Origin of the sequence: Cellulosimicrobium sp. I38E (genome assembly GCF_001647255.1) — a bacterium.
Classification (GTDB): Bacteria; Actinomycetota; Actinomycetes; order Actinomycetales; family Cellulomonadaceae; genus Cellulosimicrobium; species Cellulosimicrobium cellulans_E.
Genome location: NZ_LUAZ01000050.1, coordinates 74,728 through 92,967 on the forward strand (window position 1 = coordinate 74,728; position 18,240 = coordinate 92,967).

17 protein-coding genes are annotated in these 18,240 nt (G+C 75.7%); 13 read left to right on the forward strand and 4 right to left on the reverse strand.

The window, feature by feature from the left end:
• Positions 1-79 precede the first annotated feature (79 nt).
• The 4 genes from A0J59_RS15730 (at position 80) to A0J59_RS15745 (ending at position 4,789) form a co-directional block, all read left to right on the forward strand.
• Complete coding sequence (locus A0J59_RS15730) at positions 80-454, forward strand: PadR family transcriptional regulator (RefSeq protein WP_064316735.1); 375 nt, start codon at positions 80-82, stop codon at positions 452-454.
• Complete coding sequence (locus A0J59_RS15735) at positions 454-1,830, forward strand: permease prefix domain 1-containing protein (RefSeq protein ID WP_064316772.1); 1,377 nt, start codon at positions 454-456, stop codon at positions 1,828-1,830. Before A0J59_RS15730 ends, A0J59_RS15735 begins: the two co-directional genes overlap by 1 nt.
• Positions 1,831-1,870: 40 nt before the next feature.
• Positions 1,871-2,971, forward strand: a complete 1,101-nt coding sequence (locus A0J59_RS15740; protein WP_064316736.1) for a hypothetical protein — start codon at positions 1,871-1,873, stop codon at positions 2,969-2,971.
• 132 nt (positions 2,972-3,103) lie between these two features.
• Positions 3,104-4,789, forward strand: a complete 1,686-nt coding sequence (locus A0J59_RS15745; protein ID WP_064316737.1) for a carboxylesterase/lipase family protein — start codon at positions 3,104-3,106, stop codon at positions 4,787-4,789.
• 10 nt (positions 4,790-4,799) lie between these two features.
• On the opposite strand, the gene A0J59_RS22555 is transcribed toward A0J59_RS15745, so the two are convergent.
• Positions 4,800-7,574 carry an AAA family ATPase gene (locus A0J59_RS22555; RefSeq protein WP_064316738.1) on the reverse strand — a complete coding sequence of 925 codons (2,775 nt, stop codon included), beginning with the start codon at positions 7,572-7,574 and terminating at the stop codon, positions 4,800-4,802.
• A gap of 64 nt (positions 7,575-7,638) precedes the next feature.
• On the reverse strand, positions 7,639-8,097 hold the full coding sequence (locus A0J59_RS15755) for a hypothetical protein (protein ID WP_064316739.1): 459 nt from the start codon (positions 8,095-8,097) through the stop codon (positions 7,639-7,641).
• Positions 8,098-8,309: 212 nt separating this feature from the next.
• Between A0J59_RS15755 and A0J59_RS15760 the strand changes: the two genes are divergently transcribed.
• Genes A0J59_RS15760 through A0J59_RS15770 form a run of 3 tightly spaced genes read left to right on the forward strand, consistent with a single transcriptional unit; the run spans position 8,310 to position 11,312 of the window.
• Positions 8,310-9,197: an SDR family NAD(P)-dependent oxidoreductase gene (locus A0J59_RS15760; RefSeq protein ID WP_064316740.1), complete on the forward strand. Its 888-nt coding sequence runs from the start codon at positions 8,310-8,312 to the stop codon at positions 9,195-9,197.
• A gap of 10 nt (positions 9,198-9,207) precedes the next feature.
• Positions 9,208-10,065 (forward strand): SDR family NAD(P)-dependent oxidoreductase, encoded by an 858-nt coding sequence (locus tag A0J59_RS15765; RefSeq protein ID WP_064316741.1) that lies wholly within the window; start codon positions 9,208-9,210, stop codon positions 10,063-10,065.
• On the forward strand, positions 10,062-11,312 hold the full coding sequence (locus tag A0J59_RS15770) for a low temperature requirement protein A (RefSeq protein ID WP_064316742.1): 1,251 nt from the start codon (positions 10,062-10,064) through the stop codon (positions 11,310-11,312). Before A0J59_RS15765 ends, A0J59_RS15770 begins: the two co-directional genes overlap by 4 nt.
• Before the next feature lie 30 nt (positions 11,313-11,342).
• Here the strand turns inward: A0J59_RS15770 and A0J59_RS15775 are convergent, their stop codons facing one another.
• Positions 11,343-12,281 carry a universal stress protein gene (locus A0J59_RS15775; protein WP_064316743.1) on the reverse strand — a complete coding sequence of 313 codons (939 nt, stop codon included), beginning with the start codon at positions 12,279-12,281 and terminating at the stop codon, positions 11,343-11,345.
• A 252-nt stretch (positions 12,282-12,533) separates the two neighbouring features.
• Between A0J59_RS15775 and A0J59_RS15785 the strand changes: the two genes are divergently transcribed.
• The 6 genes from A0J59_RS15785 (at position 12,534) to A0J59_RS15805 (ending at position 17,773) form a co-directional block, all read left to right on the forward strand.
• The gene (locus A0J59_RS15785) at positions 12,534-13,040 is read left to right on the forward strand and encodes a VOC family protein (RefSeq protein WP_082919087.1); all 507 of its coding nucleotides are present in this window, start codon (positions 12,534-12,536) and stop codon (positions 13,038-13,040) included.
• Between the two features lie 44 nt (positions 13,041-13,084).
• The gene (locus A0J59_RS21690; protein WP_156533095.1) at positions 13,085-13,252 is read left to right on the forward strand and encodes a hypothetical protein; all 168 of its coding nucleotides are present in this window, start codon (positions 13,085-13,087) and stop codon (positions 13,250-13,252) included.
• Positions 13,249-14,586: an NAD(P)/FAD-dependent oxidoreductase gene (locus tag A0J59_RS15790; RefSeq protein WP_064316745.1), complete on the forward strand. Its 1,338-nt coding sequence runs from the start codon at positions 13,249-13,251 to the stop codon at positions 14,584-14,586. Before A0J59_RS21690 ends, A0J59_RS15790 begins: the two co-directional genes overlap by 4 nt.
• 77 nt (positions 14,587-14,663) lie before the next feature.
• A complete protein-coding gene (locus A0J59_RS15795; RefSeq protein ID WP_064316746.1) occupies positions 14,664-15,386 on the forward strand; it encodes an alpha/beta fold hydrolase in 723 nt (240 codons plus the stop codon).
• A 126-nt stretch (positions 15,387-15,512) separates the two neighbouring features.
• Positions 15,513-16,166, forward strand: coding sequence for a response regulator transcription factor (locus tag A0J59_RS15800; RefSeq protein WP_082919088.1), 654 nt, complete (start codon positions 15,513-15,515; stop codon positions 16,164-16,166).
• 38 nt (positions 16,167-16,204) lie between these two features.
• On the forward strand, positions 16,205-17,773 hold the full coding sequence (locus A0J59_RS15805) for a histidine kinase (protein WP_156533097.1): 1,569 nt from the start codon (positions 16,205-16,207) through the stop codon (positions 17,771-17,773).
• Here A0J59_RS15805 and A0J59_RS15810 read toward each other — a convergent pair.
• Positions 17,754-18,113, reverse strand: coding sequence for a response regulator (locus A0J59_RS15810; protein WP_064316749.1), 360 nt, complete (start codon positions 18,111-18,113; stop codon positions 17,754-17,756). The two genes, A0J59_RS15805 and A0J59_RS15810, sit on opposite strands and share 20 nt — an antisense overlap.
• Positions 18,114-18,240 lie beyond the last annotated feature (127 nt).

An 18,240-nucleotide genomic window follows, 5' to 3' on the forward strand; every position in this document is an offset into this window, starting at 1 on the left:
CCGTCCGTCGCCGCCGACCGCATCCAACCCTAGATCTGCTAGGGTCAATATCCCTAGAAGAACTAGGCATAGGAGTGCCATGCGTATCGACAAGGACCTCGTGGCCGCGTCGGCCACCCCGCTCGTGCTCGGGATCCTCGCCGACGGCGAGTCGTACGGCTACGCGATCCTCAAGCGCGTCGACGAGCTCTCGGGCGGCCGCATGCAGTGGACCGACGGCATGCTGTACCCGCTGCTGCACCGGCTGGAGCGGCTCGGGCTCGTCGAGGCGTCGTGGGGCACGTCCGACGTCGGGCGGCGCCGCAAGCACTACGCGATCACCCCGGCGGGGCACGAGGCGCTCGTCGAGCGGCAGGCGCAGTGGGACGTCGTCGCGCACGCGCTCCACCAGGTCTGGCGCACGGCGCAGGACGGGCTCCAGAGCCCGCCGCGCGTCGCGGAGGGGTGGGCCTGATGGGCGCCGCGACCGCGCCGACGGACGGCGCGAGCCCCGGCCCGCACGCCGCGCTCGAGGCCCAGATCGACCAGTGGCGCGGGTACGTGCGCGGCCGCGAGGCCATCTCCGCGGCGGACGTCGACGAGATGGAGGACCACCTGCGCGAGCGGGTCGAGGACCTGCGCGCGACCGGGCTCGACGACGACGAGGCGTTCCTCGTCGCGGTGAAGCGCATGGGCACGCTCGACGACCTGTCGCGCGAGTTCGCGCAGGAGCACTCCGAGCGGCTGTGGAAGCAGCTCGTCCTCGTCGGCGAGCAGCCGGGCCGAACGCGGTCGTGGCGCGAGCTCGCGGTCGTCCTCGCGCTCGCCGTGGCCACGGGGATCACGGTCAAGGTCGCGACCGCCGTCCTCGACCCGGAGACCGTCGGCCTCAACGTCGGGCTCCTCGTGCTGCCGTTCCTCACCGCCTACCTCGCGTGGAAGCGCCAGGTCACGGCGCGCGTCGTCGGGGCGCTGGCCGTGCCGTTCGTGGTGCTGGGCGTCGTCCTCAACGTGTACCCGTTCGAGCCCACGGGCTCCACCCTCGTCCTCGCGGCGCTCGCCGCCCCTGTGACGCTGTGGGCGGTCGTCGGGCTCGCGTACGTCGGCGGGCGCTGGCGCTCGGACGCGCGCCGCATGGACTTCGCGCGCTTCACCGGCGAGCTCGCCGTGTACTACACGCTCCTCGCGCTCGGCGGCGGGGTCCTGCTCGGCCTCACCGCGGGCGTCTTCTCCCTCGCCGACGTCGACCTCGAGCCCTACCTCGAGGACTGGATCCTGCCGCTGTGCGTCCCGGCCGCGCTGATCGTCGCCGCGTGGCTCGTCGAGGCCAAGCAGAACGTCGTCGAGAACATCGCGCCCGTGCTCACGCGCGTCTTCACGCCCCTGACGCTCGTCATGCTCCTCGCCGTGTTCGTCGTCCTCGCGACCGCGGGGAACCTCGCCGCCGTCGACCGCGAGCTGCTCATCCTCATGGACGCGATCCTCGTGCTGGTCCTGTGCCTGCTCCTGTACTCCGTCTCGGCGCGCGACCCGCTCGCGCCCCGGTCGTTCTTCGACGGGCTCCAGGTCGTCCTCGTCGTCGCGGCGCTCGCGGTCGACGCCGTCGCCCTCACCGCGATGCTCACGCGCATCGCGGAGTTCGGCGTGAGCCCGAACAAGGCCGCGGCGCTGGGGCTCAACCTGCTCCTCCTCGTCCACCTCGTGTGGTCCGCGGTGCTCGCGACGGCGTTCTTGCGCGGGCGTCGCCCGTTCGCCGACCTCGTGGCCTGGCAGACCCGGTTCCTGCCCGTGTACGCGGTGTGGGCCGCGATCGTCGCGATCGTCTTCCCGCCCGTCTTCGGGTTTGTCTGACGGGCTGACGCCGGCTGCGGCCCGGGCGTAGCGTGACGGGATGGCCGATGCCGCTCCCGGAGGGCCGCCCGACGGCGGGCTGGTCGACTGGCTCCTCGAGGCCGACCCTGCGCTGCGCTGGCGGGTCGAGCGGGACGTCGTGCGCGCGCCTCCCGAGGTGTGGGAGGCGACGCGGGCGCGCGTCGCGACCGAGGGCTTCGGCGCACGCCTGCTCGCGCTGCAGGACCCGGACGGGCAGTGGGCGGGCGGCGCGTACTTCCCCGCAGACGTGGGCGCGGTCGACGCTGCGACCGACGCCGCGTACGACGCCGGGGGCAGGCCCGAGGAGGGTCAGCCGTGGACCGCGACGACGTGGTCGCTCGTCGCGCTGCGCGAGTGGGGTCTCGACCCGGGCGTGCTGCGCGCGCGCCGCACGCCCGAGCTGCTCGCGGCGCACAGCCGCTGGGAGTACGACGACCTGCCCTACTGGGGCGGCGAGGTCGACTGGTGCATCAACGGGTACACGCTCGCGGCGGGTGCGTGGCTCGGGGTCGACGTGTCGGAGCTGCTCGCCGCGGTGCTCGCCGGACGGCTGCCCGACGGCGGGTGGAACTGCGAGTGGGTGGAGGGCGCCACGGTGTCGTCCTTCCACTCGACGCTCAACGCGCTCAAGGGTCTGCTCGCGTACCAGGAGCTCGCGGGCGGGGACGACGAGCTGCGCGCGGCGCGACGGTCCGGCGAGGAGTACCTGCTGCGCCGGAACCTGTTCCGCCGCCTGAGCACGGGCGAGCCCGTCGGCGACTGGATGTTCCGCCTCGCGTACCCGTTCCGCTGGTACTACAGCGTGCTCAACGCGCTGGTCTACCTCCGCGAGGCGTCGCTGCTCGACGGGACGCCACCCGACCCGCGCGCGGCGGACGCCGTCGAGCACGTCCGCCGCGCCCGGCGCCCGGACGGCACCTGGCTCCAGGGCCGGCGCCACCCGGGCCGGGTGTGGTTCGAGGTCGACGCGCCCGCGGGCGAGCCGTCGCGCTGGCTCACCTACCACGCGACCGTCGTCCTCGACTGGTGGGACGGGGCAGGTCGTCAGGACGCGGGTGCGCCCGACACGACCTCCGCGTCGTCGAGCACCCCGATCGGCTCGTCGGACCGCTCGACGTAGCCCGCGGCGGTCGAGAGGGCCGTGCGGCGCCGCCGACGAGCGACGAGCAGGTGCGCGCCCGTGGACCCCCGGGGCGGCCACCAGGGTGCGGCACGGGCGCTTTCGCGGTGGGCGAGCCGACAGCGTGGGGTCATGAACACTCACCCCGCACACCGAGCTCCGCGCAGCCGGGCGCACGTCGTCCGTCCGGCCCTCGCGATCGTCGCCGCGATCGTCGTCCTCGTCGCCTGCTGGGCGTCGATCGTCCCCACCGCGCACGCCGCCACGACCGGACCGACGGCGTCGAGCCGCGTCGGCACGGCAGCACCGCCTCCGGTCGTGCAGACCGCCGACGGAGCCGTTCGCGGCGTCGTGACCTCCACGGGAGTCGAGTTCCGCGGCCTCCCGTACGCGGCGCCGCCCGTCGGCGAGCTCCGCTGGACGCCGCCGCAGGCTCCCGCGCGCTGGTCCACGACCCGTGACGCGACGACCTTTCCCCCGGTCTGCCCGCAGGCTCCGCCGAGCCCGTACGGCCAGAGCGAGGACTGCCTGTACCTCAACGTCACGGTGCCGCATCGCGACGCCGGGGCATCGGGTGCTCTGCCCGTGATCGTCTGGTTCCACGGTGGCGGGCTCTCGATCGGCGAGGGCGGCGACTACGACGCGTCGAAGCTCGCGGGCGAGGGCGCCGTCGTCGTGACGGTCGACTACCGGCTCGGGCTGCTCGGCTTCCTCGCCCACCCGGCGCTCGCCGGCACGCCCGGCGGTCCGACCGGGAACTTCGGGTACCAGGACCAGCAGGCGGCGCTCCGGTGGGTCCGGGAGAACGTCGCGCAGTTCGGCGGCGACCCGGGGAACGTGACGATCGCCGGCCAGTCCGCCGGGGGGCTCTCGGTGCTCGCGCAGCTCGCGTCGCCGGGGGCGAAGGGGCTCTTCCACCGCGCGGTGATCCAGAGCGGGGCCTTCGCGCTCGAGCAGCAGACGCTCGCGGAGGCGGAGGAGGCGGGTCGCGCCAGCGCCGTCGCCGTCGGGTGCGCCGACCAGTCGGCGGACTGCCTGCGACAGGTTCCTGTCGACGTGCTGGTCGCCAACGCCCCGGTCTCCATCACCCCGGGATACGTCGACGGGGCTGTCCTGCGCGAGTCGGTCGGTACGGCCGTCGCGAGCGGTCGCTTCCACCGCGTGCCGATCGTCAACGGGTCGAACACCCAGGAGGAGCGGATCTTCACGACCCTGGGGCTCAGCGTCACGCAGGGTGCGACCGTCCCGCTCGCGGGCCCGGTCGACGCGTCGAACTACGTGTCGACGATCGCGACCAACTTCGGCATCAGCCGGTCGAAGGCGAGTCTCGTCGCCGCCGCGTACCCGCTGTCGCGGTACGCCTCGCCGGCCCACGCGTTCTCCACGCTGAACTCGGACGCGAACTTCTCCTGCCCCGCCTACGCGCTCGACGTCGCGGCGTCGCGGTACGTCCCGACGTTCGCCTACGAGTTCAACGACGCGGACGCTCCCGAGCGGTTCGTCCCGGACGCGCTCGGCAAGCCGCTCGCGGCCACGCACCAGTCGGAGCTGCAGTACCTGTTCGACCTTCCCGCGGCGCCCCTGCCCGGGTCGCTGTCGCCGGAGCAGGAGCAGCTCGCGTCGACGATGCGGGCCTCCTGGGTGCAGTTCGCCGCGTCCGGTGACCCGTCGACGGCGGAGACGCCGTGGGCGAGGTTCCGGCCGCTGACGCCGCGGGTGCTCTCGCTCGAGACCCCGGCGACGCAGGTCGAGAAGGACTTCGCGCTCACGCACCGGTGCGGTGTCTGGGCGGCTGTCGCCGTGCTCGGGAAGCTCTGAACGTCCGGGCTCACGGCCCCGTGGTCTCGCGCGTCTGCCGCGGGAGCACGGGGCCGATCTCGGCGCGCGTCGCGATGCCGAGCTTGGTGTAGACCTTCCGCAGGTGCCACTCGACCGTGCGGGGGCTGAGGAACAGCCGGCCGGCGATCTGGGGGTTGGAGAGCCCGTCGGCGGCCAGGCGGGCGATCTGGGCCTCCTGCTCCGTCAGGCCCACCGGCGCCTCGACGGAGCGTCGACGGGCCGTCGCGCCGGTCGCCGCGAGCTCGCGGCGGGCGCGCTCCGCGAACGCGTGCGCGCCCATCGAGTCGAGCAGCTCGTGGGCCGGGCCGAGCTGGGCGCGCGCGTCGACGCGACGGCCCTCGCGCCGCAGCCACTCGCCGTACACGAGGCGCGTGCGGGCCGTGAACCACTCCATGGGCGTCCGGGACAGGTGCTCCAGAGCCGCCCGGAAGTGCGCCTCGGCGTCGTCACCGTGCGTGAGCAGGCCGCGGCTGCGCGCCGCCGTCCCGAGCGCCCAGTCGGTGCCGGACGCGTCGGCGATCGCGGCGACGCGTGCCATCGCGGCGTCGGCACGCCCCGGAGCGCCGCTCCGGGCGGCCGCCTCGACGAGCTCCACCATCGCCCACGTGGCGATGCCGAGCTCCTCGGGATGGGCCACGGCGCGCTCGGCGGCGACGAGCGCCTCCTCGTAGCGGCCGTGACCGTTCTGGAGGACGGCGCTCGCCCAGGCGCACGCGGAGATCCACTGTCCCTCGTGCCGCCGGGCCGCCTCGCGTTCCAGGTCCGCCACCAGCTCGGCGAGCGGCCGCTCCTGACCGCGCCACGCTGCCAGGACGAGCGGACCGTACGGGGGCATGATGTCGCCGGTCGCGTGGACCAGGACCGCGCACTCGTCGGACATGGCCTCGGCGCGGGGCAGCCGGCCCGCGAAGAGCTGCAGCGCCAACCCCGACATGAGCGCGGCGCGGAGCATCCGGAGCCGCCCCTGGTCCCGCGCGACCTCGATCGTCCGTTCGGTGACGGCCTCCCACGCCCGGTCGTCCCACACGTCGTGGGCCACGCGCGCCGCGAGCGGGTGCCAGTGCATCGCCGCCTCCGACGGGTCCGGGTCGGACAGCACCCCCAGGAGCCCGTCGCGGAGCAACGGTGCACCGTGCGCAGGGCCGTCGACGAGCAGGGCGGCGAGCCCGGAGAGGAGGAGGTCCGTGGGCGCGGAGGGTCGCGCGCGGAGCACGCCGGACTCCCGCACCGCCCGCGCGACCTGGAGCATCCCGTCGCCGCGGGCGAGGCGCCCGGCTGTGCCCGCGGCGTAGAACGCGTCGCGGTAGGTCTCGCGCGCGAGCTCGGCGTCCACGGGTTCCAGCCGTCGTGCGGCGTCGAGGAGGGACGCCTCGGCACCGTTGCCCGTCGCCGTCGCGATCTGCGCGCGGAGGAGCTGCGCCCGGGCCACGGCCCGCTCGTCGAGCGCCCCGGTCTCGGCGACGGAGAGGAGCCGGAGCGCCGTCTCGGGGGCCCCGGCGTGGAACTTGGCCTGCGCGGCGGCCAGGGCACGTTCGACGCGCGCTCGCGGATCGGCGGTCAGCTCGGCGGCCCGTTCCCAGAACGCCGCGGCCGCGGCGAGGCCGCCGCGGGCCTGTGCCCGCCCCGCGGACCGTTCGAGCTCCTCGGCCACCTCGTCGTCCAGCCCGTCGGCGGCGTGCGCGAGGTGCCAGGCGCGCCGGTCGGAGTCCGCCGTGGCGTCCGTCGCCTCGGCCAGCACGCGGTGCACGAGGCGACGGTCAGGCGCGGCCGCCGAGGCGTACACGGCCGAGCGCACCAGGGGATGCCGGAACCGCACCTCGCCGGTGAAGTCGACGAGCTCTGCCGCCACGGCGGGAGCGGCGTCGGCGACGGAGAGCCCCAGGACCGTCGCGGCCCGCCAGATCAAGGCAGGGTCCTGCCGTGGCTCGGCCGCGGCGACCAGCAGGAGCCGGCGCGTGCGTCCGGGCAGCGCGGCGACCCGGCGCGCGTAGCTCTGCTCGATCCGCCCGCGCAGGGAGCGGACGTCCGGGACGTGGTACCCGCCCGCGAGCCGGTCCGGGGAGAGCTCGCGCGGCAGCTCCAGCAGCGCCAGCGGGTTGCCGTCGGCCTCGGCGAGCAGCCGCCGCACGACGTCCTCGTCGAGGCGGCCCGGGACGACGGAGCGGAGCAGGACCCGGGCGTCCCGGTCGTGCAGCCGGCCGAGCCGGAGCTCGGGCAGGCGATGCTCCCCCGCGTCGCCCGGCGAGGTGCGGCTCGCGGTGACGACGCCGACGGGCTCCGCGTCGATCCGCCGTACGACGAAGGCCAGCACCTGGCCCGACGCGTCGTCGAGCCAGTGCACGTCGTCGACGAGGCAGACCAGCGGTCGCTCCCTCGCCGCCTCCGAGAGCAGGCCGAGCGTCGCGAGGCCGGTCAGGAACCGGTCGGGCGGAGGGCCCGCCGTGAGCCCGAACGCCGAGCCGAGGGCCTGCTGCTGCGGTGAGGGCAGTCTGGTGAGGAGGTGCAGCAGCGGCGCGCAGAGCTGGTGGAGGCCGGCGTACGCCAGCTCCATCTCCGACTCGACGCCGGTGACACGGACCACCGTGCAGCCGGCGGCCCCCGCCTCGGCGTACGCCAGCAGGGACGTCTTCCCCGACCCCGCCTCGCCGCGGACCGCCAGGGTCCGGCCGTGGCCCGCGCGGACGTCCGCGAGCAGGGCGTCGAGCTCGGCGCACTCCGACTCACGACCGACCAGACCTGCCGCTGCGGGGAACGCTGTGCTCATCGGGGTGCGTCCTTCCGGGATGGCTTGCCCCGATCGTACGCAGTGCTCTCCCGCCGGGCGCCCCTCAGTCCCGCGGCGCCCGGGCGGCGCCGGAGGGCACCGCCTGGAGGGGCCCGCTGAAGGCCTTCCGCAGCGACCGCGGGGCGACCAGGGGCAGGAGCAGGGCAAGCAACCGTGCCTTGAGCGCGGCGGGTTCCCGCGTGAGCTCGACGTCGACGCGCGTCGCGTCGGCCTCGGGGGTGAGCTGGAACACCCAGCCACCCCCGGGCCCGAACACCTTCGAGTCGAGGGTGGAGACGGTGACCCGGTACGCGTCGTCGTCCCACTCGTAGCGGGCGCGCTCCCACGCGGAGGCGGTCCCCTCGGTCACCTCGGCCCAGTGGTCGCCGCGCGCGTGGAGCTCGAGGTGGTCGGCGTCGATCGTCGGCCAGAGCTCGGCGCGGGCCGGACCGAAGTCGGTGAGCACCGCCATGAGCTGCGGTGCTTCGAGCGTGGACCTCAGGTCGAATCGGACGGTCGTCATGGCACTTCCTTCTCTCGGGGGGACGGGCTGGTGCGCCGCCGGGCGGCACCTGGCCAGCCTCGCAGGGGCGGCTCGGCGGACGCGCCCGGGTGTGTCACCGGTGCACCCCCGGGTCCGACCCCAGGCATGCGCACGGGCGCGACGGACGTCGGCCCGGAGACACGATCGACAGGAGCGTCGGAACCGGTCCGACGCGGGAGAGGGGCAGGATCATGACGCGTACGGACGGCACCCTGGTGTGGCTGGTGACCGGGAGCTCGCGGGGCTTCGGGAGACGGATCGCCGAGGCGGCCCTGGACCGTGGCGACCTGGTCGTCGCGACCGGGCGCCGCGCGTCGGCGCTCGACGACCTCGTCGAGCGGTACGGCCCGGAGCAGCTCCTCGCCGCCGACCTCGACGTCACCGACGCCGAGGCGGCGCGCGACGTCGTGCGGCAGACGGTCGACCGGTTCGGACGGCTCGACGTGGTGGTCGACAACGCCGGCTACGCGAACAGCGGGTCGATCGAGGAGATGCCGGAGGACGACTTCCGGGACCAGGTCGAGACCAACTTCTTCGGCGTCGTCAACGTCACGCGGGCTGCGCTCCCCGTGCTCCGGGCCCAGCGCTCCGGGCTGTTCCTGCAGTTCTCGTCCGTGGGCGGCCGGATCGGCGGCACGCCCGGGCTCGGCGCCTACCAGGCGGCGAAGTTCGCGGTCGAGGGCTTCTCCGAGGTGCTCGCCGCCGAGGTCGCGCCGCTGGGGGTCCGGGTCGTGATCGTCGAACCGGGTGCGTTCCGCACGGACTGGCAGGGCGGCTCGATGACGATGCACCCGGTCGGGGCCGACTACGAGGAGACGGTCGGCGCGTTGCACGCGCTGCGCCGGGAGGGCGACGGGCGCCAACCGGGCGACCCGGTCCGCGGCGCGCGCGTGCTCGTCGACATGGCGCACGGCGACCTCGCCCGCGAGGGTGCCGACCTGCCGCTCCGGCTGCCCCTGGGGAGCGACGCCGTCGCACGCGTGCTGGACGGCGAACGGCGTCGTACGGACGAGGCGCGGGACTGGGCCGACGTCAGCCGGTCGACCGACTACGCGGCGAGCCTCGCCGAGACCGCCTGAGGAGCCGAGCATGGACGAGAAGCTGACCTGGTTCGTCACCGGCGCCGCCACGGGGCTCGGCGCGGCGCTCGCGGAGCACGCGCTCGAGACCGGTGACCGCGTGATGCTCGCGGCGCGGCGCTCGCACGACCTCTCGGGCGTGCGCGCCCGGTACCCGGAGACCGCCCTGACGGTCGAGCTCGACGTCGTCGACCCGGAACAGCGCGCCGCGGCCGTTGCCGCGGCCGAGGCGTGGGCCGGCGGGATCGACGTGCTCGTGAACAACGCGGCCGTCGACTTCCTCGGTGCGATCGAGGAGCAGGAGGAGGCCGACGTCCGGGCGCAGTTCGAGGTGAACGTCTTCGCACCGGTCGAGCTGATCCGCCTGGTGCTGCCCGGCATGCGGGCCCGCGGACGCGGGACGGTCGTCAACGTCTCCTCGATGGATGGCATCTCCGCCCTCCCCGCGAACGGCTACTACTCGGCGACGAAGTTCGCGCTCGAGGGACTCACGGAGTCGCTCTGGCAGGAGATCGAGCCGATCGGCCTGCGGGCCTTCCTCGTCGAGCCCGGGTCCTTCCGCACGGGCATCGAGAGCCGGACGCACGTGTCCGGCCGCCCGATCCCGGACTACGACGCGACGGCCGGGGCGTTCGTGCGGGCGGTCTCGGCCGTCCGGCCCGAGCAGTTCCCCGGCGACCCGCAGCGCGCCGCGGCGGCGATCGCCCGCAACGTGCGTGCCGCCGACCCGCGACGCTGGCTCGTCCTCGGCAGCGACGCCTACCGGCGCATCGGCGACCGGCTCGCGCGGTTCCACGCCGAGTTCGACACGGGTCGTGAGCTCGCGGCGTCGACCGACTTCCCGGACAGCGGACCGGCCGTGCTGTGAGCGCCAAGCCGGCCGTCCGGGTCCGCCCGCCCCGTGAGCCCGCCCCGCGCGGGGGCAGCGGGGCGCGCGGGCCCGCGCGCGCGTTCCGGCGCGAGGGCGATCGCGTGACGATGTTCGAGATCTTCTTCGACCTCGTCTTCGTCTTCGCCCTCATGCGGGTGATCGCCCTCATGGAGGAAGGCCCGGGGCCGGTGTCGCTGGGTCGGGGCCTCCTGCTCCTGCTCCTGCTCTGGTGGGCGTGGAGCGCGTTCATCTGGCTGGGCAACCGGGTGCGCCTCGACCGGGGCGCCGTGGTCGGGGCGGTGCTCACCGCGATGACGGCGCTGTTCGTGGCCGCGCTCGTCATCCCGTCGGCGTGGGACGCGCACCGCGGCCCGTGGGGCCCCGCGCTCGTCCTCGCGCTCGCCATCACCGTGGTCCGGGCGGCCTACGTCTCGGCGTTCCTGTGGAGCGCGCGGGGCGACGGCCGGCTCCGCACCCAGGTACTGATCGACCTCGCCCCGCAGAGCGCGTCGTGCGTGCTGCTGGTCGTCGGGGCGGTGCTCGGCGGGACCGCGCAGGGCCTCTGCTGGGCGCTCGCGTTCGCGCTGGACTTCGGGGTCGGCTGGCTCGGCTCGCGCTACAACGGGTGGCGGGTCGCGAGCCCCGCCCACTTCGTGGAGCGGCACGGCCTGGTGCTCATCATCGCCCTGGGCGAGACCGTGCTCTCGGCCGGCGCGGGGGTCCCGACGGCGGGTGGCGGCCCCGGCGTCCCATCGCTCGGCGTCGCGTCCCTCGCGTTCGCCGTCGTGGTCGGGCTCTGGTGGACGTACTTCCGCGGGCCGTCGGCCTCCGCCCACGAGGCGCTGACGCGTGCCGACGCCGCCCGGCGGCCCGCGCTCGCGCGCGACGGCTACACGCTCGGCCACCTCCCCCTCGTCGCCGGCGTGGTCTACGTCGCGCTCGGGACCCGCCTGCTGCTCGACGACGTGCTCGCCGCCCCCGGTGCGCCCGCCCGCGCGGTCGCCGTCCTGGCCCTGGCCGGTGGGCTGGCCTGTTACTACGGCGGGCTCGGTCTGTTCTCCCGGGTCATGGTGGGCCGGTGGGACCGGGCACCGGTCGTCGCCGTGGCCGGGGTGGTCGTCCTCGGCGTCGTCGCCCTCACCGCTCCCGCGCTCGCGACGCTCGTCCTGGCCGCCGTCCTCGTCGGCGCGGCGGCGCTGGCCGTCCAGCACGGCGAGGGCGTCGGGGCGCGCGCCCGTCCGTGAACCCCGCGGTGCGTGCGGCGCGCGGCACCGTCACCGTGGCCGAGGCGCTCGCGTCCGTCGGAGCCGGGCGCCCTCCGCGGGGACGAGGACGACCGGGCCCGCGACCGCCCGCACCACCCGGCGGCTCACGACCTGCCCGACGACGTCCGTCGGCCGCCCGGAGGCCGCGACGACGACGAGCGCGGCGCCCCGCGACTCCTCGGCGAGGGCGCGCACGAGCGACGTCACCGGTCGCGCGCGCACGCCGACCTCGGGGAACACGTCCCGGTACGGGCCGAGCACCTCGTCCACGACGTCGGGGACGATCCCGCGGCCCCACGCGTGGAGGAGCGTGAGCCCGACGCCACGCCGGGTGGCGGCGCGGAAGGCCGCTCCGAGGACGGGCGCCGGGTCGTCACGTGCGTCGACCGCCACGACGACACGTCCGGCGGACGGGCCCTCCACGCCGTAGCCGGCCAGGTCGACGACCACGACGGGGAGCCCGCGCGTCCCGCGCCGCCCTCGGAGCGCCGAGCGCACCGTCGCCGGCAGCCTCCGCACCCCCCGCCGGCGGCCGACGACGACCAGGGCGGCACCGCCCGCGCGCCGGAGCCCGGTCGCGAGAGCGGCCCCGGCCACCAGGTCGGTGGAGACATCGAGCGCGGGCGCGACCTCCTGCGCGGCCTCGACGGCCGCGGTCAGCTCGTCCTGGCCCGCCGCGAGCGCCGCCTCGGCGACGTCCGGCTGGTAGGTCCACAACCACGGGCTGTGGTGCGCCCATGCCCAGGGGCTGACCGCGAGCAGCGGTGACGGCACCGACCGCCGGACGTGCAGCGCGCTCCCCCGGACGGCGGACTCGGCCGCGGCCCACTCGAGCGCGGGCCGCCCGGCGGGGTCGCCGTCGAGGGCGACGAGCACCGCTCCGGGCGCCTCCGTGCGCGACGGCAGGGGGGCGGTGCGCGCGAGCGCGCGCAGGTCGTCCGTGGACATGGGGCACCTCCGGGTGGGGGACGTCGTGCCCGCCCGCACCGCGGTCCGGGGGGACACCACCACGCTGGGCCCGGCGTGCACGGCGCCGAACCAGGGAGGGTCCCGGGCAGGGCCACGGGCCGCCCCCGGGCCGGCGGTGGTCCCGGGGACGACCCGGGTCCCCGGGGGCAGCACCCGTGACACCCACGGGCGCGACGAGGCCCTCGCGGCGGCGACGGTGGACCCGTACCCGTCCCACAGAGGAGGACCATCATGAGCACGACCACCCCGCAGCAGGCAGCGACCACCGGGCAGACGCCCCCGCCGCTGGACGGCGAGCTCCGGATCGAGGTCGTCGTCGTCCCCGTGGCCGACGTCGACGCGGCCAAGGAGTTCTACGCCGGGACGCTCGGCTGGCGGCTCGACGCCGACTTCACCCTTCCCGACGGCCTGAGCGTGGTCCAGGTGACGCCCCCCGGCTCGCCGACCTCCGTGATCTTCGGGCGCGAGATCTCGGCCGCCGCGGCCGGCGGCACCGACGGCCTCGTCATCGCGGTCCGCGACGTCGAGCGCGCCCGCGCCGACCTCGCCGAGCGGGGCGTGGACGTGACCGAGGTGTTCCACGACGCCGTCGGCGCGTTCCACCGTGCCGACGGGGAGGGCCGCGTCGCGGGCCCGGACCCGGAGCGTCGCAGCTATGCGTCGTGGGCGGCCTTCCAGGACCCGGACGGCAACCGCTGGTACCTCCAGGAGGTCCGCGAGCGGCGGCCCGGCCGCTGACCGGCGCCGAGCCCGCGAGCACGAGTCGAGCACGAGGAGGAACAGTGGTCACGACGTACGAGTCCCCGGAGGACCTCGAGGCGGCGCTGCGCCGCGCGGCGGCGGCGCACGGCGAGCACGAGCGCCGGCTCGGCGCGCCCGACGCCGACTGGCCGGTCTGGTACGCGGCGTACATGGTCCGCGAGCGCAGCGGCGAGGAGCTCCCCCGATGACCGGGCGCCGAGGGGACGGGGCGGCGTTCGACGTCGTCGTCCTCGGTGGTGGCCCCGCGGGCGAGCACTGCGCCGCCGCGGCCGCCGCCGGTGGTGCGCGCGTGGCGGTGGTCGAGCGCGAGCTCGTCGGCGGGGAGTGCTCGTACTGGGCCTGCATCCCGTCCAAGACGCTGCTGCGACCCGGCGAGGCGGCGCGCGCCGCCACGGCGGCGGCCGTCAAGGCGCGGGTCGATGTCGCCGAGGCGCTGGCCTGGCGGGACGCGGTGGTCTCGGGCTACTCCGACGTCGGCCAGGAGAAGTGGCTGGCCGAGGCGGGCATCGAGCTCCTGCGGGGCGACGGCCGGATCACGGCGCCGGGCACGGTGGAGGTCGACGGGGTGGTGGTCACCGCGGAGCACGTGGTGGTCGCGACCGGGTCGGAGCCCTATCTGCCGCCGTTCCTGCGCGAGGTCGACGGGGTGTGGACGACCCGTGAGGTCACGGCGCTCCGGGAGGTACCGGGGCGCCTCGTGGTGCTCGGCGCGGGACCGGTGGGCGTCGAGATGGCGCAGGCGGTGCGGCGTCTGGGCGCGGAGGTCGTCCTCGTGAGCGACGCGGACCGCGTCCTGCCCCGCGAGCCCGCCGTGGTGGGCGACGTCGTCGGTGCGAGCCTGCGCCGCGACGGGATCGAGCTCGTCCTGGCGGCGACGACCGTCTCCGCGCGGCGCGACGGGCGGGAGCTCGTGCTGTCGCTCGCTGACGGCCGGGAGCTGAGGGGCGACCGCGTCCTCGCGGCGACGGGCCGCCGTCCCCGGGTCCAGGGCCTCGGGCTCGAGGCGGTCGGCGTCGCGCCCGACCCACGAGGGCTCGCGGTCGACGCGCGGATGCGCGTCCGCGACGGGCTCTGGGCGATCGGCGACGTCACGGGGCTCTGGGCGTTCACGCACGTCGGCAAGTACCAGGCCGACGTGGCCGCCGCGAACATCCTCGGCGGCCACCGCAGGGCCTCCTACGGCGCGGTCCCCCGCGTCGTCTTCACCGACCCGCAGGCGGCGGCGGTGGGGGCCGCGCAGGACCGGTACAGCGGCACGGCGCGTCTGCGGGACGGCGCCCGGCTCGCCACGTACACCCGCGCCCCCGACGCCGACGGGTACCTGACGCTCCTGAGCGACGGCACCCGCCTCACGGGTGCCCACGCCGTGGGGCCCGAGGCCGGCGAGTGGATCCAGCAGGCCACGCTCGCGGTCCGGGCGCAGGTCCCGCTCGAGGTCCTGCGCGACACCATCCAGCCCTTCCCGACCTTCTCGGAGGTCTACGTCGCGGCGCTCGACGCGCTCGCGCACAGCGTCGGCTGACGCTCCGTCGCCACGCCCGCCCGGGACGCCCGGTCACCCGACCGGCGCCGCGTCACCCTCGACCGAAGGAGAGCACCATGTCCGTCCCCACCGTCGTCCTCGTCCACGGCGCGTTCGCCGGCTCGTCGAGCTGGAACGGCGTCGTCGACCGGCTGCGCCGTCGCGACGTGCCGGCCGTCGCCGTGGCCAACCCCCTGCGATCGCTCTCGGGCGACGCGCGCTACGTCCGCGAGGTCGTCGACGCCGTCGACGGGCCGGTCGTCCTCGTCGGCCACTCGTACGGCGGCAGCGTCATCACGGAGGCCGCCGCCGACGCTCCGCAGGTCGTGGGGCTGGTGTACGTCGCCGCCTTCGCGCCCGACACGGGCGAGAGCGCGCTCGAGCTGTCGGGCCGGTTCCCGGGCAGCACGCTCGGCGACACGCTCACCATGTACCCCGTCGAGGCCGGGACCGAGCTCGCGATCCGCCAGGACCTGTTCCGGGCCCAGTTCGCCGCCGACGTCGACCCCGACACCGCGGCGCGCATGGCGGTGACCCAGCGCCCGGTGCTGGAGGCCGCGCTCACCGAGGGGCTCCCGACGGCCGACCCCGCCTGGCGGCGGGTCCCGTCGTGGTTCGTCCTCGCCGGCGCCGACCGCAACATCCCCGCGGACGCCGTCCGGTGGATGGCCGCGCGCGCCGGCGGCGACGTGCTCGAGGTCGCCGGTGCGTCGCACGCCGTCGCGGTGTCCCACCCCGCCGCGGTGGCCGACTCGGTCCTCACGGCGGTCTCCGCCGCCGCGAGCGTGACGACCGCGTGACGGACCGCGCGCGGGGGCGGCGCGCACGCTCGACCAGCCGGTCTCGGGAGGAGGAGCGCGCCGCTCGCCGCCGCGCGCCGGTGCGATACTCGGCGCCATGCGGACATGTGCAGTGACGGAACGCCCGTGAGCGGGCTCCGCGTGGTGGTCGCCGACGACGACGTCCTGCTCCGCGAAGGGCTGGCGAGCCTGCTCGCCGCACCGGACTACGAGGTCGTCGGCCAGGCCGCCGACGCGGACGAGCTCCTGCGGCTCGTCCGGGAGCACCGGCCCGACCTCGTGCTCGTCGACATCAGGATGCCGCCCACGTTCACGACGGAGGGCCTGGACGCCGCGGCGGCGATCCGCGAGGAGCTCCCGGAGACGGGGATCCTGGTGCTCTCCGCGTACGTGGAGGTGGACCACGCGATGACCCTGCTCGGGAGCGGCCGCCGCGTCGGGTACCTGTTGAAGAGCCGCGTCGTCGACCTCGAGGACTTCCTCGACTCGATCGAGCGGATCGCGCGCGGCGGGTCGGTCGTCGACCCGGCGCTGGTCCAGGAGCTCGTGTCCGCCCAGCACCGGGAGGACCCCCTCGACGCCCTCAGCAGCCGGGAGCGGGACGTCCTGGCGCTCATGGCGCAGGGGCGCTCGAACGCCGGCATCGCCCAGCAGCTCTGGGTGACCGAGGGAACGGTCGAGAAGCACGTCCGGAGCATCCTGCTCAAGCTCGACCTGCCGGAGGCCGAGACGGACAACCGCCGGGTCCTGGCGGTCATGCGGTTCCTCGAGAGCCGGTGACGGTCGGGGACCGGCTCGCGACGGCGGAGGGTGCGGCGATGTCGACGACGGACGGGACGGCGGTAGACCGGGCGATCCGGCGCGGGGCGGGGTGGCGACGCCTGCTGCTGCCCGGCGACCCGCGGCGCGCGGACGCCGCCTGGCCGGTGCCCGTCCTGGCGCTGGTCGCGGTCGGTCTGGCGCTGCTGCTCTTCGGCGTCGTGTCGGCGGTCCTCGTGCTCGTCGGGGGGCCGGTCGTCGCGGTCCTGCTCGCGCTGGCCTGCGTGGCGCTGATCCTCCGGACCGCCCACGCCGGCCTCGACCTCTACGCGGTCCCGCTCGCGCTCGGCACGATCCTCGCCTTCGACTTCTTCTACCTCAAGCCGCTGCGGACCTTCCGCCTCAGAGACTACGAGAACTGGGGCGCGCTCGCGCTGTACCTCGTCGTGATCGTCCTGGTGTGCGCGGTGAGCGCGCGGACCCGGCGTCGTCTGGGATCCCTCGACCGCGCGCAGGTCGCCCTCTCCGACGAGCTCGCGGCGCTACGGCGGATCGCGCGGCTGTCCACGGCCGACGCGTCGCCGGCGGAGGTCTTCGCGACGACGGCCGAGGAGGTCGGGCGGCTCGGCGCCGTGGACGCGGTGCGGGTACTGGAGTACGGGCCCGACGGGACGGCGACCGTCGTGGCGGCCTGGGGTGACCCGGGCCTGCTCGACGTCGGCGAGCGGCTGCCGCTCGACGGCGACAGCGTGACGCGCCGGGTGCTGCGGACGGGCGAGCGGGCCCGGCTCGACCGGTACGTGGCCCCGCGCGGCGCGATGGCGGAACGGGTCACGTCCGGCGGCATCAGCGCGGCCGTCGGGTTCCCGGTCTACCTCGGCGGTCGCCTCTGGGGCGTCCTGGCCGTCGGGTCCCGGCACGGCACGCCCGTCTCGGACGCCTTCGAGAAGCGTCTCGCCGACCTCACCGACCTGGTCGCCATGGTGTTCTCCAGCGCGCGCGACCGCGCGGCGCTCATGGCGTCGCGCACGCGGATCGTCGTCGCGGTGGACGAGACCCGGCGACGCCTCGAACGAGACCTGCACGACGGCATCCAGCAGCGCCTCGTGTCGCTCGCGCTCGACGTGCGGCGAGCGCAGTCGCGGGTCCCCGCGGAGCTCACGGAGGTGCACGGGGAGCTCGCGGCCATCGGTCGGAACCTCTCGGAGGCGGTCGACGAGCTGCGCGAGCTCGCGCGCGGCATCCACCCGGCGATCCTCGAGACCGGAGGGCTGCGGGCGGCGCTCCGGTCCCTCGCGAGACGCTCGGCGGTGCCCGTCGTCCTCGAGGTCGACCTCGACCGGTCGCTCCCGGCGAGCGTGGAGGTCGCGGCGTACTACCTGGTCTCCGAGGCCCTCACCAACGCCACCAAGCACGCGCGGGCCACCGAGGTGCACGTCCGGGTCGCGCACGACGGCGAGGAGCTCGGCGTCGCCGTGTCGGACGACGGGGTGGGCGGTGCCGACCCCCGGCGCGGGTCCGGTCTCGTCGGCATGGAGGACCGTGTGCACGCCCTCGGCGGCCGGATGGACGTCACGAGCGCCCCCGGGGCCGGCACGACGCTGGAGTTCAGCCTGCCGACGGCATGAGGGAGCGGATGACGTCCGCCGAGAGCGCGGACTTCGTCACGAACCCGGCGGCGGGCGACGCGTCGAGCAGCTCGTCGACCTCGTCCGCGGTGCGGGTCGAGATGAGGACCAGGGTCGGCCCACCCTCGCGCGCGAGTCGGCGCACGACGTCGAACCCGCTCTCGTCCCCGAGCGCGACGTCGACGAGCACGACGTCGGGCTGCACCCGCGCGCAGAGGTCGACGGCCTCGGCGGTCCCTCCCGCGCGTCCGACGACCCGCATCCCCTCGCGCTCGAGCAGTGCCTGCGCGGCTGCGATGTAGACCGTGCTGTCGTCCACGATCACGACTGTGGTCTCCATGGGCCCAGCATGCGGCCACCGCCGGTCGCGGCGCATTGCGGGTAGCCGGAATGGCGCGCGCGGTGGCGGCGACGGACTACCGGCTACCCGGTAGCGGGGCTGGTGGCTGACTACGGCCACGGGACTG